Consider the following 16,360-nt stretch of genomic DNA (forward strand, 5'->3'; position numbering starts at 1 on the left):
GCTCACAGCCCCCAGGTCGACAGGAGGGGCAGGGAGCTGGTCGGCAGCGCCGTGCCCAGCCAGGTCTCGAAGACCAGCCGGGCGGCGGCGGTCGCCACGACCGCCACGACGACGGCGGCCACCGGCCGGCGACGGCTGACGCCGATCAGCAGCACCAGGAGCAGCGCCACCATGCTGACGCTGAACCCGAGCACCGGGAGCAGGGCCGCGGTGGCCGCGATCGCGACCAGGACGGTGACCACCCGGCCCACGTCCCGACGCCCGGGCATCGGGTCGGGTTCCTCCTCGAGCTCGTCGTCGAGGAACTCGCTGTCGGTCACCTGGTGCGCCACGACGGTGGCCAGCGCGGGTTGCTCGGCCGCGGCCCGGCCGGCGACGACCAGTTCGACGGTCCAGGCGAGGGCGCCGAGCAGGAGCAGCACCCCGGCGACGGCCGGCACGACGCCGGAGCCGACGCCCGTGGGGGCGGTCAGCCCGTAGCCGTTGCCGGCCACGAGGGCCACGGCGCCGGCGACGGCGGCGGACCCGACGAGGGTCCGTTCGAGGATGGTGCGGGAGTGGGTCTGAGATGTCATCGGATGTCGCCCCATTGCGAGGAGTCCTCCACCCTGACGGGCGGACTTGCAAGCTTGCACAGGCTTGCATTGAGGTGTGATGCTGTCAACAACCCGAGCCGGACGGCTCGAGCGGACCGAGGAGAGACCACGTGGGGTTCCGGGCGGCGCTGGCCACCAACGCACGATCGATCAGCACGTCCGACCGGCGTGTCCTCAACGTCCTGCTCACCGAGGAGGAGGCCTCCGGGCTCACCGCGGCACAGGTGGCCGAACGGGCCCAGGCGCACGAGTCCACCGTGGTGCGGCTGGCCCAGAAGCTCGGCTACCGCGGGTACGCCGAGCTGCGCACCGACCTGCGCCGGGACGAGAGCAGCGACCGGGCCCCCAGCGGCGTCATGCGCTCCCAGACCGGGCACGACGTCGCGTCCCTGGCCGAGGACGAGGCCGCCGCGCTGACGCTCATGGGCCGACACCTGCGACAGGAGGACGTCGACGCGGCCGCGCGGGCGGTGCACGACTCGGCGCGCGTCTACCTCTACACGTCGGTCGGCGCGCGCGAGGCGGTGGACCTGCTCGCCCGCCGGCTCAAGCGGCTGGGCAAGGTCGTCGTCCCGATCGGCCCGACCGCCCGGGAGATCGCCGAGGGGTTCGTGACGTTCGGGGCCGACTGCCTGCTGATGGCCTTCGCGCTGCGCGAGGCGCCCACCAGCCTGCCCGCCCTGGTGGCCGCAGCCCAGGACCGCGGCGGGCGGGTCGTGCTGGTCACCGACACGCCCGGCTACGAGTTCGAGCCCCGGCCCGACCACGTGCTGGCCGCCGGCCGCGGCCGGGACAGCGAGTACAACACCCTGCTGGTGCCGATGGCCATCGTCTACGCCCTGCAGCTGGCCGTGCACCACCTCGACGCCGAGCACTACACGGCGGTCCGCGAGTCGATCGACGACCTGACCCGGCTCGTCGGCGGCCGCGGCGAGGTCCCGCTGCGGCCCTCGTGAGACAGCGCTGGCTCGCCCTCCTCACCCTGCAGACGGCCGCCGTGCAGGTGGTCTGGGTGGGCGCCCGGGTGCTCGCCGGGCTCGTCGCCGTGGAGCAGGGCGCCGGGGTCGCGGCCCTGGGGGTGCTGGCCGCCACGACGGCGTTCCCCGCACTGCTGGGCGCCGTGCCCGCCGGGCGCGCCTGCGACCGGTTCGGCGGGGGCGCGGTCGCCGTCCTCGGCATCGTCGTCCTGCTGGTGGGGACGACGCTGATCGCCACCGCCCCCGACCTGCCCCGGCTCCTCGCCGGCGCCGCGGTGACCGGCGCGGGCAGCCTGCTCGCGATGGTCGGCCAGCAGGCCGTCGTCGCGGCCCGCTCGGCCGCCGGCGACCGGACGGGGCACTTCTCCCTGGTGACCACCGCGGCGTCGCTGGGCCAGCTGGTCGCGCCGCTGGCGGTCACCGGTGGTCTCGGCGCGGTGGCCGCGGCGGGGACCGGTCAGGGCCTGGTCGCCTGCGGGATCGGAGGGGTCGTCGGGCTGGTGGCCGCCGGGGTGGCGGTGCGCAGCGCCCCCCGCCCCACCCGGGCGCCCCGGGCCGCGGACGGCACCCGGGCCGGGCTCCCGGCCCACCGGCTGGTGCGGCTGCCCCAGTTCTGGCGGTCGCTGAGCACCAGCGCCGCGGTGCTGGTGACCGTCGACCTGATGTACACGATGCTGCCGCTCTGGGCCGCCGAGCGGGACGTCGCCGCCGGCACCCTGGGCCTGCTGCTGGCCCTGCGCGCGGCGGTGTCGGTGCTCAGCCGGGTCGCCCTGGGCCGCATCGTCGACCGGCTCGGCGTCCGCCCCGTGCTCGCCGGGGCCCTGGTGACCGGCGTGCTGGCCCTGGTGCTCCTGGCGCTGGGCCCCACGGCCGCCGGGTGGCCGGCGATGGTGCTGCTCGGCGTCGCCCTCGGCGCGCCCCAGCCGCTCACCATGTCCTGGACCGTCGGCCTGGTGCCCCCCGGCGTGCAGGGCGCGGCGCTGGGCGTGCGGCTGTGGGCCAACCGGGCCGGGCAGGTCAGCGTGCCGCTGGTCGCCGGCGCGGTGCTGGCCCCGGCCGGGTTCCTGGGGTTCGCCCTCCTCAACGCCGCCCTGCTCGCCGGCGCCGCGGTCGTCGTCGGCACCGCCCGCTTCCCCGACGGCCGCTTCCCGGACTGGCCCACGCCCTGACCGACCCGCGGGGGTCCCGGGTGGGAGCGGCCCGGACGGGCAGACTGGACCGATGCCCGAGCAGCCCGCACCGACCCCCGCCGAGCCCGCTGCCCGGGAGCAGACCCTGCCGAAGGCCGCGCGCAAGCACCTGACCCGGGAGCTCGGCTGGACCCCGCGGGCCACGCCGCCGGTGCCGGCCGCCGACCTCGAGCCCCGGGCCACCCGGCTGCCCGCCGAGGTGCGCGCCGAGCTGGTGGCGCTGCTGGGCGAGGACCAGGTGGCCGACGACCGGGAGACCCGGCTGCGGCACACCGGCGGCACCAGCTACCTCGACCGGCTGCGCCGCCGGCAGGGCGACGCCTCCGACGCCCCGGACGCCGTCCTGACCCCGGCCGACACCGGCCAGACCGCCGCGGTCCTGGCGCTGTGCAGCGCCCGCGGGGTCGTCGTCGTCCCCTGGGGAGGCGGCACCAGCCCGGTCGGCGGGCTGCCCGGCACCGACGCCGACGACCGGCCGGTGGTCGTGCTCGACCTGGCCCGGATGGCCTCCGTGCGCGCCCTGGACGTGCCCTCCTCGCTGGTGACCGTCGGCCCCGGGATGCGGGCGCCCGCGCTGGCCGAGGCGCTGCAGGCCGACGGGCTGGCCCTGGACCGGCTCCCGCAGGACCTCGCCGAGGGCACCCTCGGCGGGCACGCGGCCACCGGGACCAGCGGCTTCGACCGGCTGGTCGCCGGGCTGACCCTGGCCACCCCCACCGGCGTCCTCGAGCTCGGCCGACCCCCGGCACCGGCCGCCGGACCCGACCTGCTCGCCCTCGCCCTGGGGTCCGAGGGCACCCTCGGGGTGGTCACCGAGCTGCGGCTGCAGGTGCGCCCCGAGCCCCGCGCCCGGCACCACGAGGGCTGGTCGCTGCGCAGCTGGGCCGCCGGCCTGGCCGCCCTGCAGCGGCTGGCCCGGCACGACCTGCTGCCCGACGTCGTCGCGCTCGGGGACCCCGCGCACACCCGCACCGGGTCGCTGCTGGCCGGCGGGTCCGGGGCGCGGGCCCTGCGTGGCCTGCTCCGGTCCCGGCGGCACGGCGGGGACTGCCTGCTGGTGCTGGGCTGGGAGGGGCTGCCGACGGTGGTCCGCGCCCGCCGGGCCGCCGCGTCGTCGCTGCTGCGGGAGAGCGGCGCGATGCGGCTGGGCACCCGCGCCGGAGCACCCCGGGCGGCGGTGCCGCAGCTGCGGGACCAGCTGCTCGACCAGGGCCTGCTGGTCGAGACCCTGGAGACCGCGGCCACCTGGTCGGCGCTGCCCACCGTCTACGACGCCGTGCGCCGGGCGCTGCGGGAGTCGCTGAGCCGGCCCGGCCACCGACCCCTCGTGCTCACCCACGTCGCGCACGGCTACGCCACCGGCGCCTCGCTGGTGGTCACCGTGCTGGCCGACCGGGACGACGACCTGCCCCTCCAGCAGTGGCTCACCGCCAAGCGCGCAGCCACCGACGCGCTGCTCGGCGCCGGCGGCACGTTGACCCACCAGCACGGCGTCGGCGCCGACCACCGGCCCTGGTTGGAGGAGGAGGTCGGCACCCTCGGCGTGGACGTGCTGCGGGCGGTCAAGGCCCGGCTGGACCCGCAGGGGGTCTGCAACCCGGGGGTCCTCCTCCCGGGGTGACGCGCCGGGCCGGGGTTTGCGAACGCACAGGTCGGCTACAGGCGCAGCCATGACCGAGCCCGCGGAAGACACCGCCCCCGAGCACGGCTCGATCTCCCTCGTCGACGACGGGGAGCTGCTGGTCTTCACCGGCGAGATCGACAAGGACGTCGTGCGGCACTTCCGGGTGACCGTGCGGCCGGCCCAGTGGCCCTCCCGCGTGGACGCCCGCGAGGTCACCTTCATGAGCTCGGCCGGGCTGGAGCTGATGGTCCACCTGGCCCGCAAGCAGAAGCGGGCCGGCGCCGAGCTGGAGCTCGTCGAGCCCCCCACGTCGCTGCGGCTGCTGCTGAACCAGACGGGCCTCAACCGGGTCTTCCGCTCGGTGCCCGCCCCGGTCACCCCGGCCTGAGGTCCCCGCGGCCGTCGATCTCCCCGGCCACGGCGACCAGCTCCTCCAGCACCACCCGCACGGCCCGTCGCTCGGCCACGTCCCGGCGCACGAGCACGTCCACCTGACGCCCGGCCCGCACCCCGACCAACGGCACCAGCCGGACGCCGGGGTGCAGGCCGGAGGAGTACCGGGGCAGCAGCGCGATGCCGTGCCCGGCGGCCACCAGCGCCTCCACCACGTGGAAGTCGTTGATCCGCTGCACCACCCGGGGCGTGGTGTCCGACCGCAGCCCGACGTCGGCCAGGGCCCGGGCCAGCGGGAACCCGTGCCGCACGGTGATCCAGTCCTCGTCGGCCAGGTCGGCCGGGGTGACGGACTCCCGGTCGGCCCACCGGTGCTCCGCGGGCAGCGCCACGTCCAGCGGCTCCCGCAGCAGCGGCACCACCCGCACGCCCCCGCCCCACCCGGGTTCGCCGTCCTCCGGGCGGTGCGCCACGACCAGGTCGTGGCGGTCGGTGAGGGCGGCGAACTCCCGCTGGGCGACGTCCTCGTCGGAGCAGCGCAGCTCGATCCCGCCCCGCGCGGCGACCCGGGTGAGCAGCCGCGGGAAGAGCATCCAGGCCCCGGACTGGAACGCCGCGACCCGCACCGTGCCGGTCGGCGCGTCGCGGAAGACGGCGCACGCGGTCCGGGCCCGTTCCAGGGCGACCGCGACGTCGACCGCGGCATCGGCCAGCGCGTCCCCCGCGGCCGTCAGCCGCAGCCCGCGCCCGACCCGTTCGGTGAGCGGAACGCCGGCGTCCTGGGCCAGCCCGGCCAGCTGCTGGGAGACCGCCGACGGGGTCAGGTGCAGCACCGCGGCCGCGGCGGTCACCCCGCCCTGGCTGCGCACCGCCCGCAACGTCTCCAGCGCCCGCACGTCCATGCAGTGACGCTACATCGACGGCGCACCAGGATTCGATGGTGCTGAACGGTCTCCCGCCGCAGGATCAGCAGGTGCCCACCCGCGACCGCCTGCTCGCCTGCCTCGTCGCCGTCACCTGGGGCCTCAACTTCCCGGCCATCCACGTCGCGCTCGAGCAGTTCCCGCCCTTCTTCCTGGTCGCCCTGCGCTTCGCGCTGATCGCCGTCCCGACGGTGCTCTTCGTGCGTCCGCCCGAGGTCCCCTGGCGCTGGGTGCTGGGCTACGGGGCCGGGTTCGGCGTCCTGCAGTTCCTCTTCCTCTACGCGGCGATGGCCGCCGGGATGCCCACCGGGCTGGCCTCCCTGGTGCTGCAGTCCTCGGCGCCGTTCACCGTCGTGCTGGCCGCGCTGCTGCTGCGCGAGCGGCTCACCGGACGGCAGGCCCTCGGGGTGGCCGTCGCCGTCGCCGGGTTGGCCGGGATCGCCCTGCACCGGGCCGAGGTGGACGGCGGGGCGCTGCTGCTGCCGGTGCTGCTCACCCTCTGCGGCGGGCTGGGCTGGGCGCTGGGCAACCTCTGCACCCGCCAGGCCCGGGCGCCGCGCCCGTTCGCCCTGACGCTGTGGATGAGCGTGGTGCCCCCGCTGCCGATGCTCGGGGTCTCCCTCGCCGTCGAGGGGCCCGACGCCGTCGGGCGCTCGCTGACCACCCTGGGGACGACGACCGGGCTGCTGGCGCTGGCCGGACTGGCCTTCACCGTGCTGGTGGCCACCCTGCTCGGCTCGGGGGTCTGGGGTGCGTTGATGAGCCGGCACCCGTCCTCGACGGTGGCCCCGTTCTCCATGCTGGTCCCGGTGGTCGGCATCGGGTCGGCCTGGCTGCTGCTGGGTGAGCCGACCACGGGCACCGAGCTCGCCTGGGGCGCCCTCGTGGTCGGCGGGGTGCTGCTGGGGTCGACCGGCAGGTCAGCGGGGGCGGCCCAGCGGAGGGAGCCTGGCCGCCACCGTGCGCGCCAGGAAGCCCCCGACGACGGCGGCCAGCAGGCAGATCACCAGCACGAAGCCACCGCCGACGGCCTCGACCCCCAGGGCCTGCAGGGCGAAGAACGACAGCCCGGCCACCAGGACGGCCAGGCCGAGCCCGAGCAGGACGACGAACCAGGTCGGCTGGGCGGCACGGGGCTCGGTCACCGCGACAGTCTGCCCCGGCTGGACCGGGAGGTGGGCGCAGGGAAGGCTCTGCACCCATGACCGCCGCCCCCGTGACCGCCGACGCGACGAGCGCCCCCCTGCCGCCCCGGGTGACCAGCGAGGTCGGCCGGCTGCGCACCGTGATGCTGCACCGCCCCGGCGCCGAGCTGCGTCGGCTGACCCCGCGCAACAACGACCAGCTGCTCTTCGACGGGGTGCCGTGGGTGGCCCGCGCCCAGGAGGAGCACGACGCCTTCGCCGAGGCGCTGCGTGGGCGCGGGGTCGAGGTGCTGCACCTGGACCGGCTGCTCGCCGACGTCATGGAGGTCCCCGCCGCCCGCGACGAGCTGATCGCCGCCGCGGTCGACGACCCCCGGCTGGGCGCGACGCTGCGGCACGCCACCACCTCCCACCTCTCCGGGCTGGGCGCGGCGGACCTGGCCTCGGTGCTCATCGCCGGGCTGGCGCACGACGAGCTGCGGGGCGGTCGCGGCCTGGCCTACGAGCTGATGACCCGCGGGGACTTCGTCGTCCCCCCGCTGCCGAACCTGCTCTTCACCCGGGACTCCTCGGTGTGGGTCGGCGACCAGGTGGCGGTCACCTCGCTGACCATGCCGGCCCGGTTGCGCGAGTCGACGATCACCCGGGCCGTCTACAGCCACCACCCACGCTTCGCCGGCACCGAGCAGCTCTACGGCCCCGAGCTGGAGCACCTCGAGGGCGGCGACGTGCTCGCCCTGGCCCCGGGCGTGCTGGCTGTCGGCGTCGGTGAGCGCACCACCGCCGGCGGGGCCGAGCGGGTGGCCCGGCGGGCCTTCGCCCGCGGCCTGGCGCACACCGTCCTCGTCGTCCCGGTGCCGCAGGAGCGGGCCACGATGCACCTGGACACCATCTGCACGATGGTCGACGTCGACGCCGTCGTCATGTACCCCAACCTCGCCGACCACCTGGTCGCCTGGACCGTCACGGCCGGGGAGCAGCCCCCGGACGACGCCGACACCACCGAGCTGCGGGTGACCGGCCCGCAGCCGCTGCTGGTCGCCGCTGCCGCCGCGATGGGCATCGACCGGCTGCGGGTCATCGACACCGGCCTGGACCCGGTCACCGCCGAGCGCGAGCAGTGGGACGACGGCAACAACACCCTCGCCCTGGCCCCCCGGCTGGCCGTGGCCTACGAGCGGAACACCGTCACCAACGCCGCACTCGAGGCCGCCGGGATCGAGGTCGTGCCGATCGCCGGGTCCGAGCTGGGCAGCGGCCGCGGCGGACCGCGGTGCATGAGCTGCCCGGTGGTCCGGGAGGACCTCCCCGGCTGACCCCCGGCCGCCCCGGGTGGGTCATCATCTCCAGCGACACGGGTGGACGAGCAGGAGGTGGGCGGTGGCGCGGGACCTGTACGCGCAGCTGTTCGCCGCACTCCCCACCCCGCACGTGGCCGTCGACCCGGACATGGTGGTCGTCGACGCCAACGACGCGTACCTGGGGATGTTCGGCATGACCCGCGCGGACGTGGTCGGCCGGGACATCGTCTCGCTGTTCCCGCCCGACCCGGGCAGCCTGGACGTCGACGGCACCCCGTTCATCCTGCAGTCCTTCCAGCGCGCCGCGGCGTCCCGGCGGCCGGACCCGATGCCGGTGGCCCGCTACGACATCGCCGACCGGGACACCGGTGTCCCGCGCGAGCGCTACTGGTCGCACCTGGCCGTCCCGGTGGTCGCCGACGACGAGGTCGTCCTCATGGTGCAGGTGCTCACCGAGGTCACCGACTACGTGCTGGGCCAGCAGGCGGCGCTGCCCACGCCCACCGAGGGGACCTGGCGGGCCCGGGCCGAGGAGGTCGAGGCGCGGATGCTCGCCCGGGCCGGTGAGGTGTCCCGGGCCCGCGCGGCCGAGAGCGACGCCCTCGCACTGCGGGCCGCACTGGCCGAGGCGGCGCTGGGGATGGCCCAGGCCCGCGACCTGGCCGAGCTCCGCGGGGTGCTGGTCGACCGTGGCCTGCGGACCGTGGGCGCCACCACCGGGGCGATCGGGGTGCTGCGGGGCCGGGTGGTCTCCCAGGCGATCACCACCGGCGCCGACGACGCGATCGCGGCGTACGCCGAGATCCCGCTGGACAGCGAGCTCATCCCCGCCGCGGTCACCGTCGGCCGCCGTCCGGTCCTGCTCGGCGACCGGGCCGTCGGCGGGGCGAGCGGCGCCGGCATGGCGGAGATGTTCGAGGCCACCGGCCTGCACGCCGTGGTGGGTTACCCCCTGCTCGCCGGCGGGGAGACCCTCGGCGCGCTCACCTTCGGCTGGGACCACCCGCGGTCCTTCTCCCCTGCCGACGAGGACGTGTTCTCCGCGCTGGCCGCCCAGTGCGCCCAGGCCCTGGTGCGCATCCGGGCCCGGGACGCCGAACAGGCCCGGGCCGTGCAGGCGGTGGAGATGTCGGAGGCGCTGCAGCGCAGCCTGCTCACCGAACCGACCCAGCACCCCGGGTGCACCGTGGCCGCCCGCTACCGCCCGGCCGGACTGCTCGCCCAGATCGGCGGCGACTGGTTCGACAGCTTCACCACCGCGGCCGGCCTGGTCGACGTCGTGGTCGGCGACGTCAGCGGGCACGACCAGGACGCCGCGGCGCTGATGGGCCAGGCCCGCAACCTGCTGCGCGGGATCGCCTACACCGTCGACGAGCCCCCGGCCGCCGTCGTCGGCCAGCTCGACCGTGCCCTGGCCGACCTGGGCACGGGCGTCTACGCGACGCTGGTCCTGGCCTGCCTGGAGGAGCCCGACGAGCGCGAGGTCCGGGTGGTCCGCTGGACCAACGCCGGGCACCCGGCCCCGCTCGTGGTCCGGGCCGACGGGCGGGTCGAGCTGCTGGACACCCGACCCGAGCTGATGCTCGGCGTGGACCCCGCTGCCCGGCGGTCGGACCACCGCGCCGAGCTGGCGCCCGGGGAGACGCTGCTGCTGTACACCGACGGCCTCGTCGAGCGCCGGGGCACCGACCTCGACGACGGGACGGCCTGGCTCGTCGCGACCGTCGGCGCCGCGACCGCAGCCGGGGTGCGCGGGGGCGACCTCTGCGACCACCTCCTCGACCTGGTGGCCCAGGAGGCCGAGGACGACATCGCCCTGCTGGCCCTGCAGCTGGACCCCGCACCCGTGCTGACGCGCGACCGGGACGACCTCTGGCTGCCCGCGGCGACCCCGCCGGTCCCGGCCCCGGCGCAGCAGTGGGCGTTGACCGACCTGCGGGGCCTGGCCGCCGTCCGTCGCGCGGCCCGACAGCTGCTGCTGGACACCGCCCTGCCCACCGGGGCGGCCGGGCCGGAGGACCCCGACGTCGTCGAGGACACCGTGGAGCAGGTCGTGCTGGTGATCGACGAGCTGGCCTCCAACGCGTTGCGGCACGGGCGCCCCCCGGCGCGGCTGGAGGTGTTCGACCGGGCCGACTCGTGGGTGGTGGTGGCCGCCGACGCCGCCGTCGAGCGCCTGCCGGAACCGGCCGTCGACCGCCCCGCCGCCGAGGGCGGCCACGGCCTCTACCTGGTCGCGGACCTCTCGCTCACCCACGGGGTGGACGTCACTCCCGAGGACAAGCAGGTCTGGGCCGAGGTGCCCAAGCCGCCCACCTCCTGACTTTTTGGTACGGTCGTGCCAGAAAGCCGCCGGACCAGCCCGCGGCTCGCACCGAGGGGGCTCCCCGTGGCCTGGGCACTCGTCATCGTCGCCGGACTCTTCGAGACCGCGTTCGCGGTCTCGCTGAAGAACTCCGAGGGGTTCAGCCGGCTCTGGTGGACCGTCTCGTTCATCGTGTGCGCCGCGGTCAGCTTCACCCTGCTGAGCATCGCGCTGCGCACCCTCCCGGTGGGCTCGGCCTACGCGGTGTGGACCGGCATCGGGGCGGCCGGGACGGCGATCGTGGGCATGGCGCTGCTCGGTGACCCGGTGGGCACCCTGCGGATCCTGTCGATCGTGCTCATCGTCTCCGGGGTCATCGGGCTGAACCTGGCCCCCTCCTCGGCGCACTGAGCCGTGGGCGCCACCCCCAAGGGCGAGCTGCGCCGGGCCGCGATCGTCCGCGCCGCGGCCGACCTGGTGGCAGCCGGCGGCCCGGACGCGGTCTCGCACCGCACCGCGGCCGCGGCCGCCGGGGTGCCCCTGGCCGCCACCACCTACTACTTCCGCGACCTGGCCGACCTGCTGGCGGCCGCACTGGAGACCCTCGGGACGCGAGAGCTGGACGAGGTCGCCGCTCTGGTCGGGGCCCTCCCCCGCCGCCGGCGGTCCGCGGCGGCGACCGCGGGCCTCGTCGCCGACGTGGTCGTCGGGCCCGGTCGCCGCACCGACGCCGACCTGCTGGCGTACTACGAGCGCTTCCTGGCCACCGGGCGCCACCCGGCGGTGCGCCCGGTGCTCGCGGCGACCCGACGGCGGCTCGACGCCCTGGTCCAGGAGGTGCTCGACCGCAGCGGTCGGGGCGGCCCGCCGCTGGCCCGGCTGGTCGCGGTGTTCGACGGCACCGTGCTCTCTGCGCTGGTCGAGGGCCCCGGCCGGGCCCGGGAGGAGGCCGAGGCCGCCGTCGGCGAGCTCCTGGCCGACACCGGGGTGCCACACAGCCTCCCCCCACCGGCGTAAGCGACGGTTACAGGTGCGCGGGGGCGGGTAGCTGGCGCAGGTCGTTCAGACCAGAGCGCACCGAGAGAGGCACCCGTCATGGACTCCACGAACGCCCCCCAGCGCCCCGCGGTCGACCCGCAGCGCCCCGATCAGAGCGGTGCCACCGTGTGGGGCACCGAGGACGACCTCGACACCCCGACCGCGCGCAAGGTCAAGGTGGTGCACCGGATCGGCGCCCTCGTCGTCGCCGCGGTGCTCGCCGTCTTCGGCCTGCTGGGCCTGCTCGGTGGCCTCGAGTACTTCTCCACCGACGGCGACACCGTCGTGGGCCTGTCCAGCAACGGCCTGCTCTCCACGATCTCGCTGCTCACCGGCGCGGTCCTGGTGGCCTCCGCGCTGCGCGGCGGCCGGCAGTCCGGCGTGGTGATGATCGGCTTCGGGGTCGCGTTCCTGCTGTCGGCGTTCTGGCACCTGTTCGTGCTGAACACGTCGCTGAACGTGCTGGCCTTCTCGATGGCCAACGTCATCTTCTCGATCGTCACCGGCATCGTGCTGCTGACCCTGGGCCTGTACGGCCGGGTCAGCGGGAACCTGCCGGCGGACAACCCCTATCACCTGCAGACCGCGGGCAACCGGGAGACCGACGCCGACGAGGAGCCGGAGCTGCCGCCCTCGACCCCGGCCGAGCGCCGGGCCGAGCGGGAGATCCGCGAGGCCGAGGTCGCCGTCGCCGAGCGTCGGGCCACCCCCGAGCAGACCCGCCGGGTCGAGGCGATGAGCCGGGTGCGCACCAAGGTCGAGCGGCGTCGCATCTGGATGGAGCACACCGGCCGCTGAGCCGGTGGGAGCACACGGGGCGGGCCGGTGATCCGGCCCGCCCCGTGGCGACTGTGGGCTACACGCCGTTCGCGAGCCGGTGGTACGCGGCGCTCCAGCGGAGCTCCTGGGCCAGCCCACGCCGGGTGGTGGCCTCGTCGATGACCACCAGCTCGGTGCTGAACGCCTCGGCGAGCACGGTGAGCTCGTCGGTGGTGACCTGCGTGGAGAGCACTGTGTGGTGCGGGGCCCCGGCGGTCAGCCAGCCCTCGGTGGAGGTCGCGAAGTCCGGCTTGGGCTCCCACACGGCGTGCGCGACGGGGAGCTTCGGCAGCGCCTCGGTGGGCTGGACGACGTCGATCTCGTTGGCCACCCAGCGGAACCGGTCGCCCAGGTCCGCCCAGCCGACCACCACACCGGGCGCGGACGCCGCGGTGAAGACCAGGCGGGCCGGGTCCTCGCGGCCACCGATGCTCAGCGGGTGCACCTCGAGCTTCGGCTTCTCCCCCGCGATGGAGGGGCAGACCTCGAGCATGTGCGCGCCCAGGATCTTCGGGGTCTCCGCGGACAGGTCGTAGGTGTAGTCCTCCATGAAGGAGGTACCGCCGGGCCGATCGCCGCCGACGACCTTCAGGATGCGCAGCAGCGCCGAGGTCTTCCAGTCCCCCTCGCCGCCGAAGCCGTACCCGTCGGCCATCAGCCGCTGCACGGCCAGGCCGGGGAGCTGGCGCAGGGCGCCGAGGTCCTCGAAGTTGGACGTGAAGGCCCGGAAGCCACCGTCGACGAGGAAGGCGCGCAGGCCGGCCTCGATCCGGGCGGCCTCCCGCACGCTGTCGTGCCGGTCGCCGCCGGGACGGAGGTCCTCGGCCACGACGTAGGAGTCCAGGTACTCGGCGACCAGCGCGTCGATCTGCGCGTCGGTCACCTGGGCCACGACGTCGACCAGGTCGTTGACGCCGTAGGTGTTCACCGAGACGCCCACCCGCAACTCGGCCTCGACCTTGTCGCCCTCGGTCACCGCGACGTTGCGCATGTTGTCGCCGAACCGGGCCAGCTTCAGGGTGCGGGCCTCGGCCACGCCGAGCGCCGCCCGGGCCCAGCCGCCGACCCGCGCCTGCACGGCCGGGTTCGAGGCGTGCCCGGAGACCGTGGTGCGCGGGACCTTGAGCCGGGTGAGCGCGAAGCCGAACTCGCGGTCGCCGTGGGCGGCCTGGTTCAGGTTCATGAAGTCCATGTCGATGGTCGCCCACGGCAGGGCGGCGTCGGCCTGGGTGTGCAGGTGCAGCAGCGGCTTGCGCAGCGCGTCCAGCCCGGCGATCCACATCTTGGCCGGGGAGAAGGTGTGCATCCAGGTGACGACGCCGATGCAGGTGGCGTCCTCGTTGGCCGCGCCCATGGCGGCCCGGATGGCGGCGGAGTCCTTGAGGACCGGCTTCCACACGACCTCGACGGGCACCGCGGCGGCCCCGTCGAGGGTCGCGGCGACGCGCTGGGACTGCTCGGCGACCTGCTGGAGCGTCTCGGGGCCGTAGAGGTCCTGGCTGCCGGTGAGGAACCAGATCTGGGGGGTCGTCATCTCGCTCACTTCTGCCCGTAGGCGTTCTGGTAGCGCTGCCACAGCGCCGTGACGTCGGCGTCACTGATCGGGAGGGGCTCGCCCAGCTGCTTGGAGAAGTGCACGGTCCGGGCGACGTCCTCGGTCATGACGGCGGCCTTGACCGCGGCCTTGGCGCTGCCGCCGATGGTGAACACGCCGTGGTTCTGCATGAGGACCGCGGGCGAGCGGTGGCCCTGCAGCGTCGCGACGATGCCCTGGCCGATCGAGTCGTCCCCGATCAGCGCGAACGGCCCGACCGGGATCGGTCCGCCGAACTCGTCGGCCATCGCGGTGAGCACGCAGGGGATGGGCTCGGCCCGCGCGGCCCAGGCGGTGGCGTAGGGGCTGTGCGTGTGCACCTGGCCGGCGACCTCGGCCATGTGCCGGTAGACGTAGGCGTGCGCGTCGGTGTCGCTGGAGGGGCCCTTGACGCCGTCGACGGCGCGGCCGTCGAGGTCGCAGACGGTGATCCCCTCCCAGGTCAGCTCGTCGTAGCCGACGCCGCTGCCCTTGATCAGGAACAGGTCCTCCCCCGGCACCCGCTCGCTGACGTTGCCCGAGGTCCAGGTGACCAGGCCGTTGCTCACCAGCAGCTGGTGCAGCCGCGCGAGGTCCTCGCGCTGGGCGCGGAAGGTCCCGGACTCGCCGGACGCGGCGGTCTTCACGGTGTTGCGGGTGTCGGCGCTCATGCGGGCAGCTCCTCGAGGCTGGGGGCCTCGGTGTCGAGGGCGGGGGTGGTGACGCCACGACCGGCGGCGGCAGCGGCCTCGCGGCGGATCTTGCGGAGCCGGTGCAGCACGTCGTTGCCACCCCGGCCGAAGTGGTCGTGCAGCAGCGTGTACTCGGCGAAGAGCGCGTCGTAGGCGTCGGCCCGCTCGGGGTCGGGGGTGTACGCCCCGCGGCGGACCTTGCCCATGACCTCGGCGGCGGCCGGCACGTCGGGGTACGCCCCGGCGGCGACGGCGGCGTGGATGGCCGAGCCCAGTGCCGGGCCCTGCTCGGACACGATCACCGACAGCGGACGGCGGCAGACGTCGGCGTAGGTCTGCATGAGGAAGGCGTTCTTCAGCAGCCCGCCCGCCACGACCAGCTCGGTGACCGGCACCCCGCTGGACTCGAAGGACTCGATGATCGTGCGGGTGCCGAAGGCGGTGGCCTCCAGCAGCGCGCGGTAGGTGTCCTCGGGGCGGGTGGCCAGCGTCTGGCCCACGACGACCCCGGACAGCTCGGCGTCGACGAGCACCGAGCGGTTGCCGCCGTGCCAGTCCAGCGCGATCAGGCCGTGCTCACCGACCCGCTGCACGGCGGCGAGCTCGGTGAGGAGCTCGTGCACCGAGATGCCGCGCTCGGCGGCGGCCTGCACGTAGGCCGGCGGGACGGCGGTGTCGACGAACCACCCGAAGATGTCGCCGACGCCGCTCTGCCCGGCCTCGTAGCCGTAGAGCCCGTCGATGATCCCGCCGTCGACGACGCCACACATGCCCGGCACGTCGGCCAGGGTGTCGCCGTTCATCACGTGGCAGGTGGACGTGCCCATCACCGCGAGCATCTGGCCGGGCTCGGTGGCCCGGGCGGCCGGGGCGGTGACGTGTGCGTCGACGTTGCCCACGGCGACGGCGATGCCCTCGGGCAGCCCGGTCCAGCGCGCGGCCTCCCGGGTCAGGCCGCCGGCCCGCTCACCGAGCTGGCCGATCGGCTGGTCGAGCTTGTCGGTCACGAAGTCGGCGAACCCCGGGTTCAGCGCGGCGAGGAAGTCGGCGGAGGGGTACGCGCCGTCCTGCCGGATGCCCTTGTAGCCGGCGGTGCAGGCGTTGCGCAAGTACTCCCCGCACAGCTGCCAGACGATCCAGTCGGCGGCCTCGACCCAGCGCTCGGTGGCCGCGTAGACCTCCGGGTCCTCCTCCAGCAGCTGCAGGCCCTTGGCGAACTCCCACTCGCTGGAGATCAGCCCGCCGTAGCGCGGCAGCCACGCCTCGCCACGCTCGGCGGCCAGTGCGTTGATCCGGTCGGCGTGCGGCTGGGCCGCGTGGTGCTTCCAGAGCTTGACGAAGGCGTGCTTGCGCCCGGCGAACTCCGGCACCTCGCACAGCGGGGTCCCGTCGGCCAGCGTGGGCACCATCGTGCAGGCGGTGAAGTCGGTGGCGATGCCGATGACCGAGGCCGGGTCGACGCCGCTGGCCTTGAGCGCCTGCGGCACCGCGGTCTTGAGCACGTCGACGTAGTCGGCGGGCACCTGCAACGCCCAGTCCGGCGGCAGCTGCTCCCCGGTGCCGGGCAGCTCGCGCTCGAGGACGGCGTGCGGGTAGGGGTGCGTGGCGCTGGCCAGCTCCGCCCCGTCGGACACCCGGACCACGACGGCTCGGCCGGACAGGGTGCCGTAGTCGACCCCGATGACGTGCTGCTCGGACATGCGTTCCTCCTCCGCGCGGCGCGGTCACGACGTCGGACCCGTCCGCGGTGTTCAGTATGTTAGCGCTAACAACGTGCTCCGGAC

15 protein-coding genes are annotated in these 16,360 nt (G+C 75.4%); 10 read left to right on the top strand and 5 right to left on the bottom strand.

The window, feature by feature from the left end:
• Positions 1 to 2: 2 nt before the first annotated feature.
• On the bottom strand, positions 3 to 575 hold the full coding sequence (locus ASG36_RS08085; protein WP_055761700.1) for a tripartite tricarboxylate transporter TctB family protein: 573 nt from the start codon (positions 573 to 575) through the stop codon (positions 3 to 5).
• Between the two features lie 131 nt (positions 576 to 706).
• Here ASG36_RS08085 and ASG36_RS08090 point away from each other — a divergent pair, with 131 nt between their 5' ends.
• The 4 genes from ASG36_RS08090 to ASG36_RS08105 are packed head-to-tail and all read left to right on the top strand — an operon-like array spanning position 707 to position 4,775.
• A complete protein-coding gene (locus tag ASG36_RS08090; protein ID WP_055761703.1) occupies positions 707 to 1,552 on the top strand; it encodes a MurR/RpiR family transcriptional regulator in 846 nt (281 codons plus the stop codon).
• The gene (locus tag ASG36_RS08095; RefSeq protein WP_055761706.1) at positions 1,549 to 2,742 is read left to right on the top strand and encodes an MFS transporter; all 1,194 of its coding nucleotides are present in this window, start codon (positions 1,549 to 1,551) and stop codon (positions 2,740 to 2,742) included. Before ASG36_RS08090 ends, ASG36_RS08095 begins: the two co-directional genes overlap by 4 nt.
• A gap of 52 nt (positions 2,743 to 2,794) precedes the next feature.
• Positions 2,795 to 4,384: an FAD-binding oxidoreductase gene (locus tag ASG36_RS08100; protein WP_055761710.1), complete on the top strand. Its 1,590-nt coding sequence runs from the start codon at positions 2,795 to 2,797 to the stop codon at positions 4,382 to 4,384.
• 49 nt (positions 4,385 to 4,433) lie between these two features.
• Entirely contained in the window at positions 4,434 to 4,775 is a 342-nt protein-coding gene (locus ASG36_RS08105; protein WP_055761712.1) for an STAS domain-containing protein, read from the top strand.
• Here ASG36_RS08105 and ASG36_RS08110 read toward each other — a convergent pair.
• Positions 4,762 to 5,682, bottom strand: coding sequence for a LysR family transcriptional regulator (locus ASG36_RS08110; RefSeq protein WP_055761715.1), 921 nt, complete (start codon positions 5,680 to 5,682; stop codon positions 4,762 to 4,764). The two genes, ASG36_RS08105 and ASG36_RS08110, sit on opposite strands and share 14 nt — an antisense overlap.
• A 71-nt stretch (positions 5,683 to 5,753) precedes the next feature.
• Here ASG36_RS08110 and ASG36_RS08115 point away from each other — a divergent pair, with 71 nt between their 5' ends.
• From ASG36_RS08115 to ASG36_RS08140, 6 genes are all read left to right on the top strand, one after another.
• Positions 5,754 to 6,908 (top strand): EamA family transporter, encoded by a 1,155-nt coding sequence (locus ASG36_RS08115; RefSeq protein ID WP_082522964.1) that lies wholly within the window; start codon positions 5,754 to 5,756, stop codon positions 6,906 to 6,908.
• Entirely contained in the window at positions 6,905 to 8,164 is a 1,260-nt protein-coding gene (locus tag ASG36_RS08120) for an arginine deiminase (RefSeq protein WP_082522860.1), read from the top strand. Before ASG36_RS08115 ends, ASG36_RS08120 begins: the two co-directional genes overlap by 4 nt.
• A 64-nt stretch (positions 8,165 to 8,228) precedes the next feature.
• The gene (locus ASG36_RS08125) at positions 8,229 to 10,472 is read left to right on the top strand and encodes a SpoIIE family protein phosphatase (protein WP_055761719.1); all 2,244 of its coding nucleotides are present in this window, start codon (positions 8,229 to 8,231) and stop codon (positions 10,470 to 10,472) included.
• Between the two features lie 66 nt (positions 10,473 to 10,538).
• Positions 10,539 to 10,865: a multidrug efflux SMR transporter gene (locus ASG36_RS08130; RefSeq protein ID WP_055761722.1), complete on the top strand. Its 327-nt coding sequence runs from the start codon at positions 10,539 to 10,541 to the stop codon at positions 10,863 to 10,865.
• Between the two features lie 3 nt (positions 10,866 to 10,868).
• Positions 10,869 to 11,471, top strand: coding sequence for a TetR/AcrR family transcriptional regulator (locus ASG36_RS08135; RefSeq protein ID WP_055761726.1), 603 nt, complete (start codon positions 10,869 to 10,871; stop codon positions 11,469 to 11,471).
• 78 nt (positions 11,472 to 11,549) lie between these two features.
• Positions 11,550 to 12,290, top strand: coding sequence for a DUF4383 domain-containing protein (locus tag ASG36_RS08140; RefSeq protein ID WP_082522861.1), 741 nt, complete (start codon positions 11,550 to 11,552; stop codon positions 12,288 to 12,290).
• 58 nt (positions 12,291 to 12,348) lie between these two features.
• Here ASG36_RS08140 and araA read toward each other — a convergent pair whose 3' ends face one another.
• The 3 genes from araA to araB are packed head-to-tail and all read right to left on the bottom strand — an operon-like array spanning position 12,349 to position 16,276.
• Positions 12,349 to 13,845, bottom strand: a complete 1,497-nt coding sequence (gene araA / locus ASG36_RS08145; RefSeq protein WP_055762740.1) for an L-arabinose isomerase — start codon at positions 13,843 to 13,845, stop codon at positions 12,349 to 12,351.
• Between the two features lie 5 nt (positions 13,846 to 13,850).
• Positions 13,851 to 14,555: an L-ribulose-5-phosphate 4-epimerase gene (locus tag ASG36_RS08150; protein WP_082522862.1), complete on the bottom strand. Its 705-nt coding sequence runs from the start codon at positions 14,553 to 14,555 to the stop codon at positions 13,851 to 13,853.
• Positions 14,552 to 16,276, bottom strand: a complete 1,725-nt coding sequence (gene araB / locus ASG36_RS08155; protein WP_055761729.1) for a ribulokinase — start codon at positions 16,274 to 16,276, stop codon at positions 14,552 to 14,554. The genes ASG36_RS08150 and araB overlap by 4 nt, the downstream gene beginning before the upstream one ends.
• Positions 16,277 to 16,360: the final 84 nt, after the last annotated feature.

It is taken from the genome of Geodermatophilus sp. Leaf369, assembly GCF_001424455.1.
Taxonomy (GTDB): Bacteria; Actinomycetota; Actinomycetes; order Mycobacteriales; family Geodermatophilaceae; genus Klenkia.

What these genes read in the sequence shown, in the direction of transcription:
- ASG36_RS08120 (WP_082522860.1), top strand. Translation starts at nt 6,905, where the DNA reads ATGACCGCCGCCCCCGTGACCGCCGACGCGACGAGCGCCCCCCTGCCG.
- ASG36_RS08150 (WP_082522862.1), bottom strand. Translation starts at nt 14,555, where the DNA reads ATGAGCGCCGACACCCGCAACACCGTGAAGACCGCCGCGTCCGGCGAG.
- ASG36_RS08140 (WP_082522861.1), top strand. Translation starts at nt 11,550, where the DNA reads ATGGACTCCACGAACGCCCCCCAGCGCCCCGCGGTCGACCCGCAGCGC.
- ASG36_RS08110 (WP_055761715.1), bottom strand. Translation starts at nt 5,682, where the DNA reads ATGGACGTGCGGGCGCTGGAGACGTTGCGGGCGGTGCGCAGCCAGGGC.
- araA (WP_055762740.1), bottom strand. Translation starts at nt 13,845, where the DNA reads ATGACGACCCCCCAGATCTGGTTCCTCACCGGCAGCCAGGACCTCTAC.
- ASG36_RS08100 (WP_055761710.1), top strand. Translation starts at nt 2,795, where the DNA reads ATGCCCGAGCAGCCCGCACCGACCCCCGCCGAGCCCGCTGCCCGGGAG.
- ASG36_RS08105 (WP_055761712.1), top strand. Translation starts at nt 4,434, where the DNA reads ATGACCGAGCCCGCGGAAGACACCGCCCCCGAGCACGGCTCGATCTCC.
- araB (WP_055761729.1), bottom strand. Translation starts at nt 16,276, where the DNA reads ATGTCCGAGCAGCACGTCATCGGGGTCGACTACGGCACCCTGTCCGGC.
- ASG36_RS08085 (WP_055761700.1), bottom strand. Translation starts at nt 575, where the DNA reads ATGACATCTCAGACCCACTCCCGCACCATCCTCGAACGGACCCTCGTC.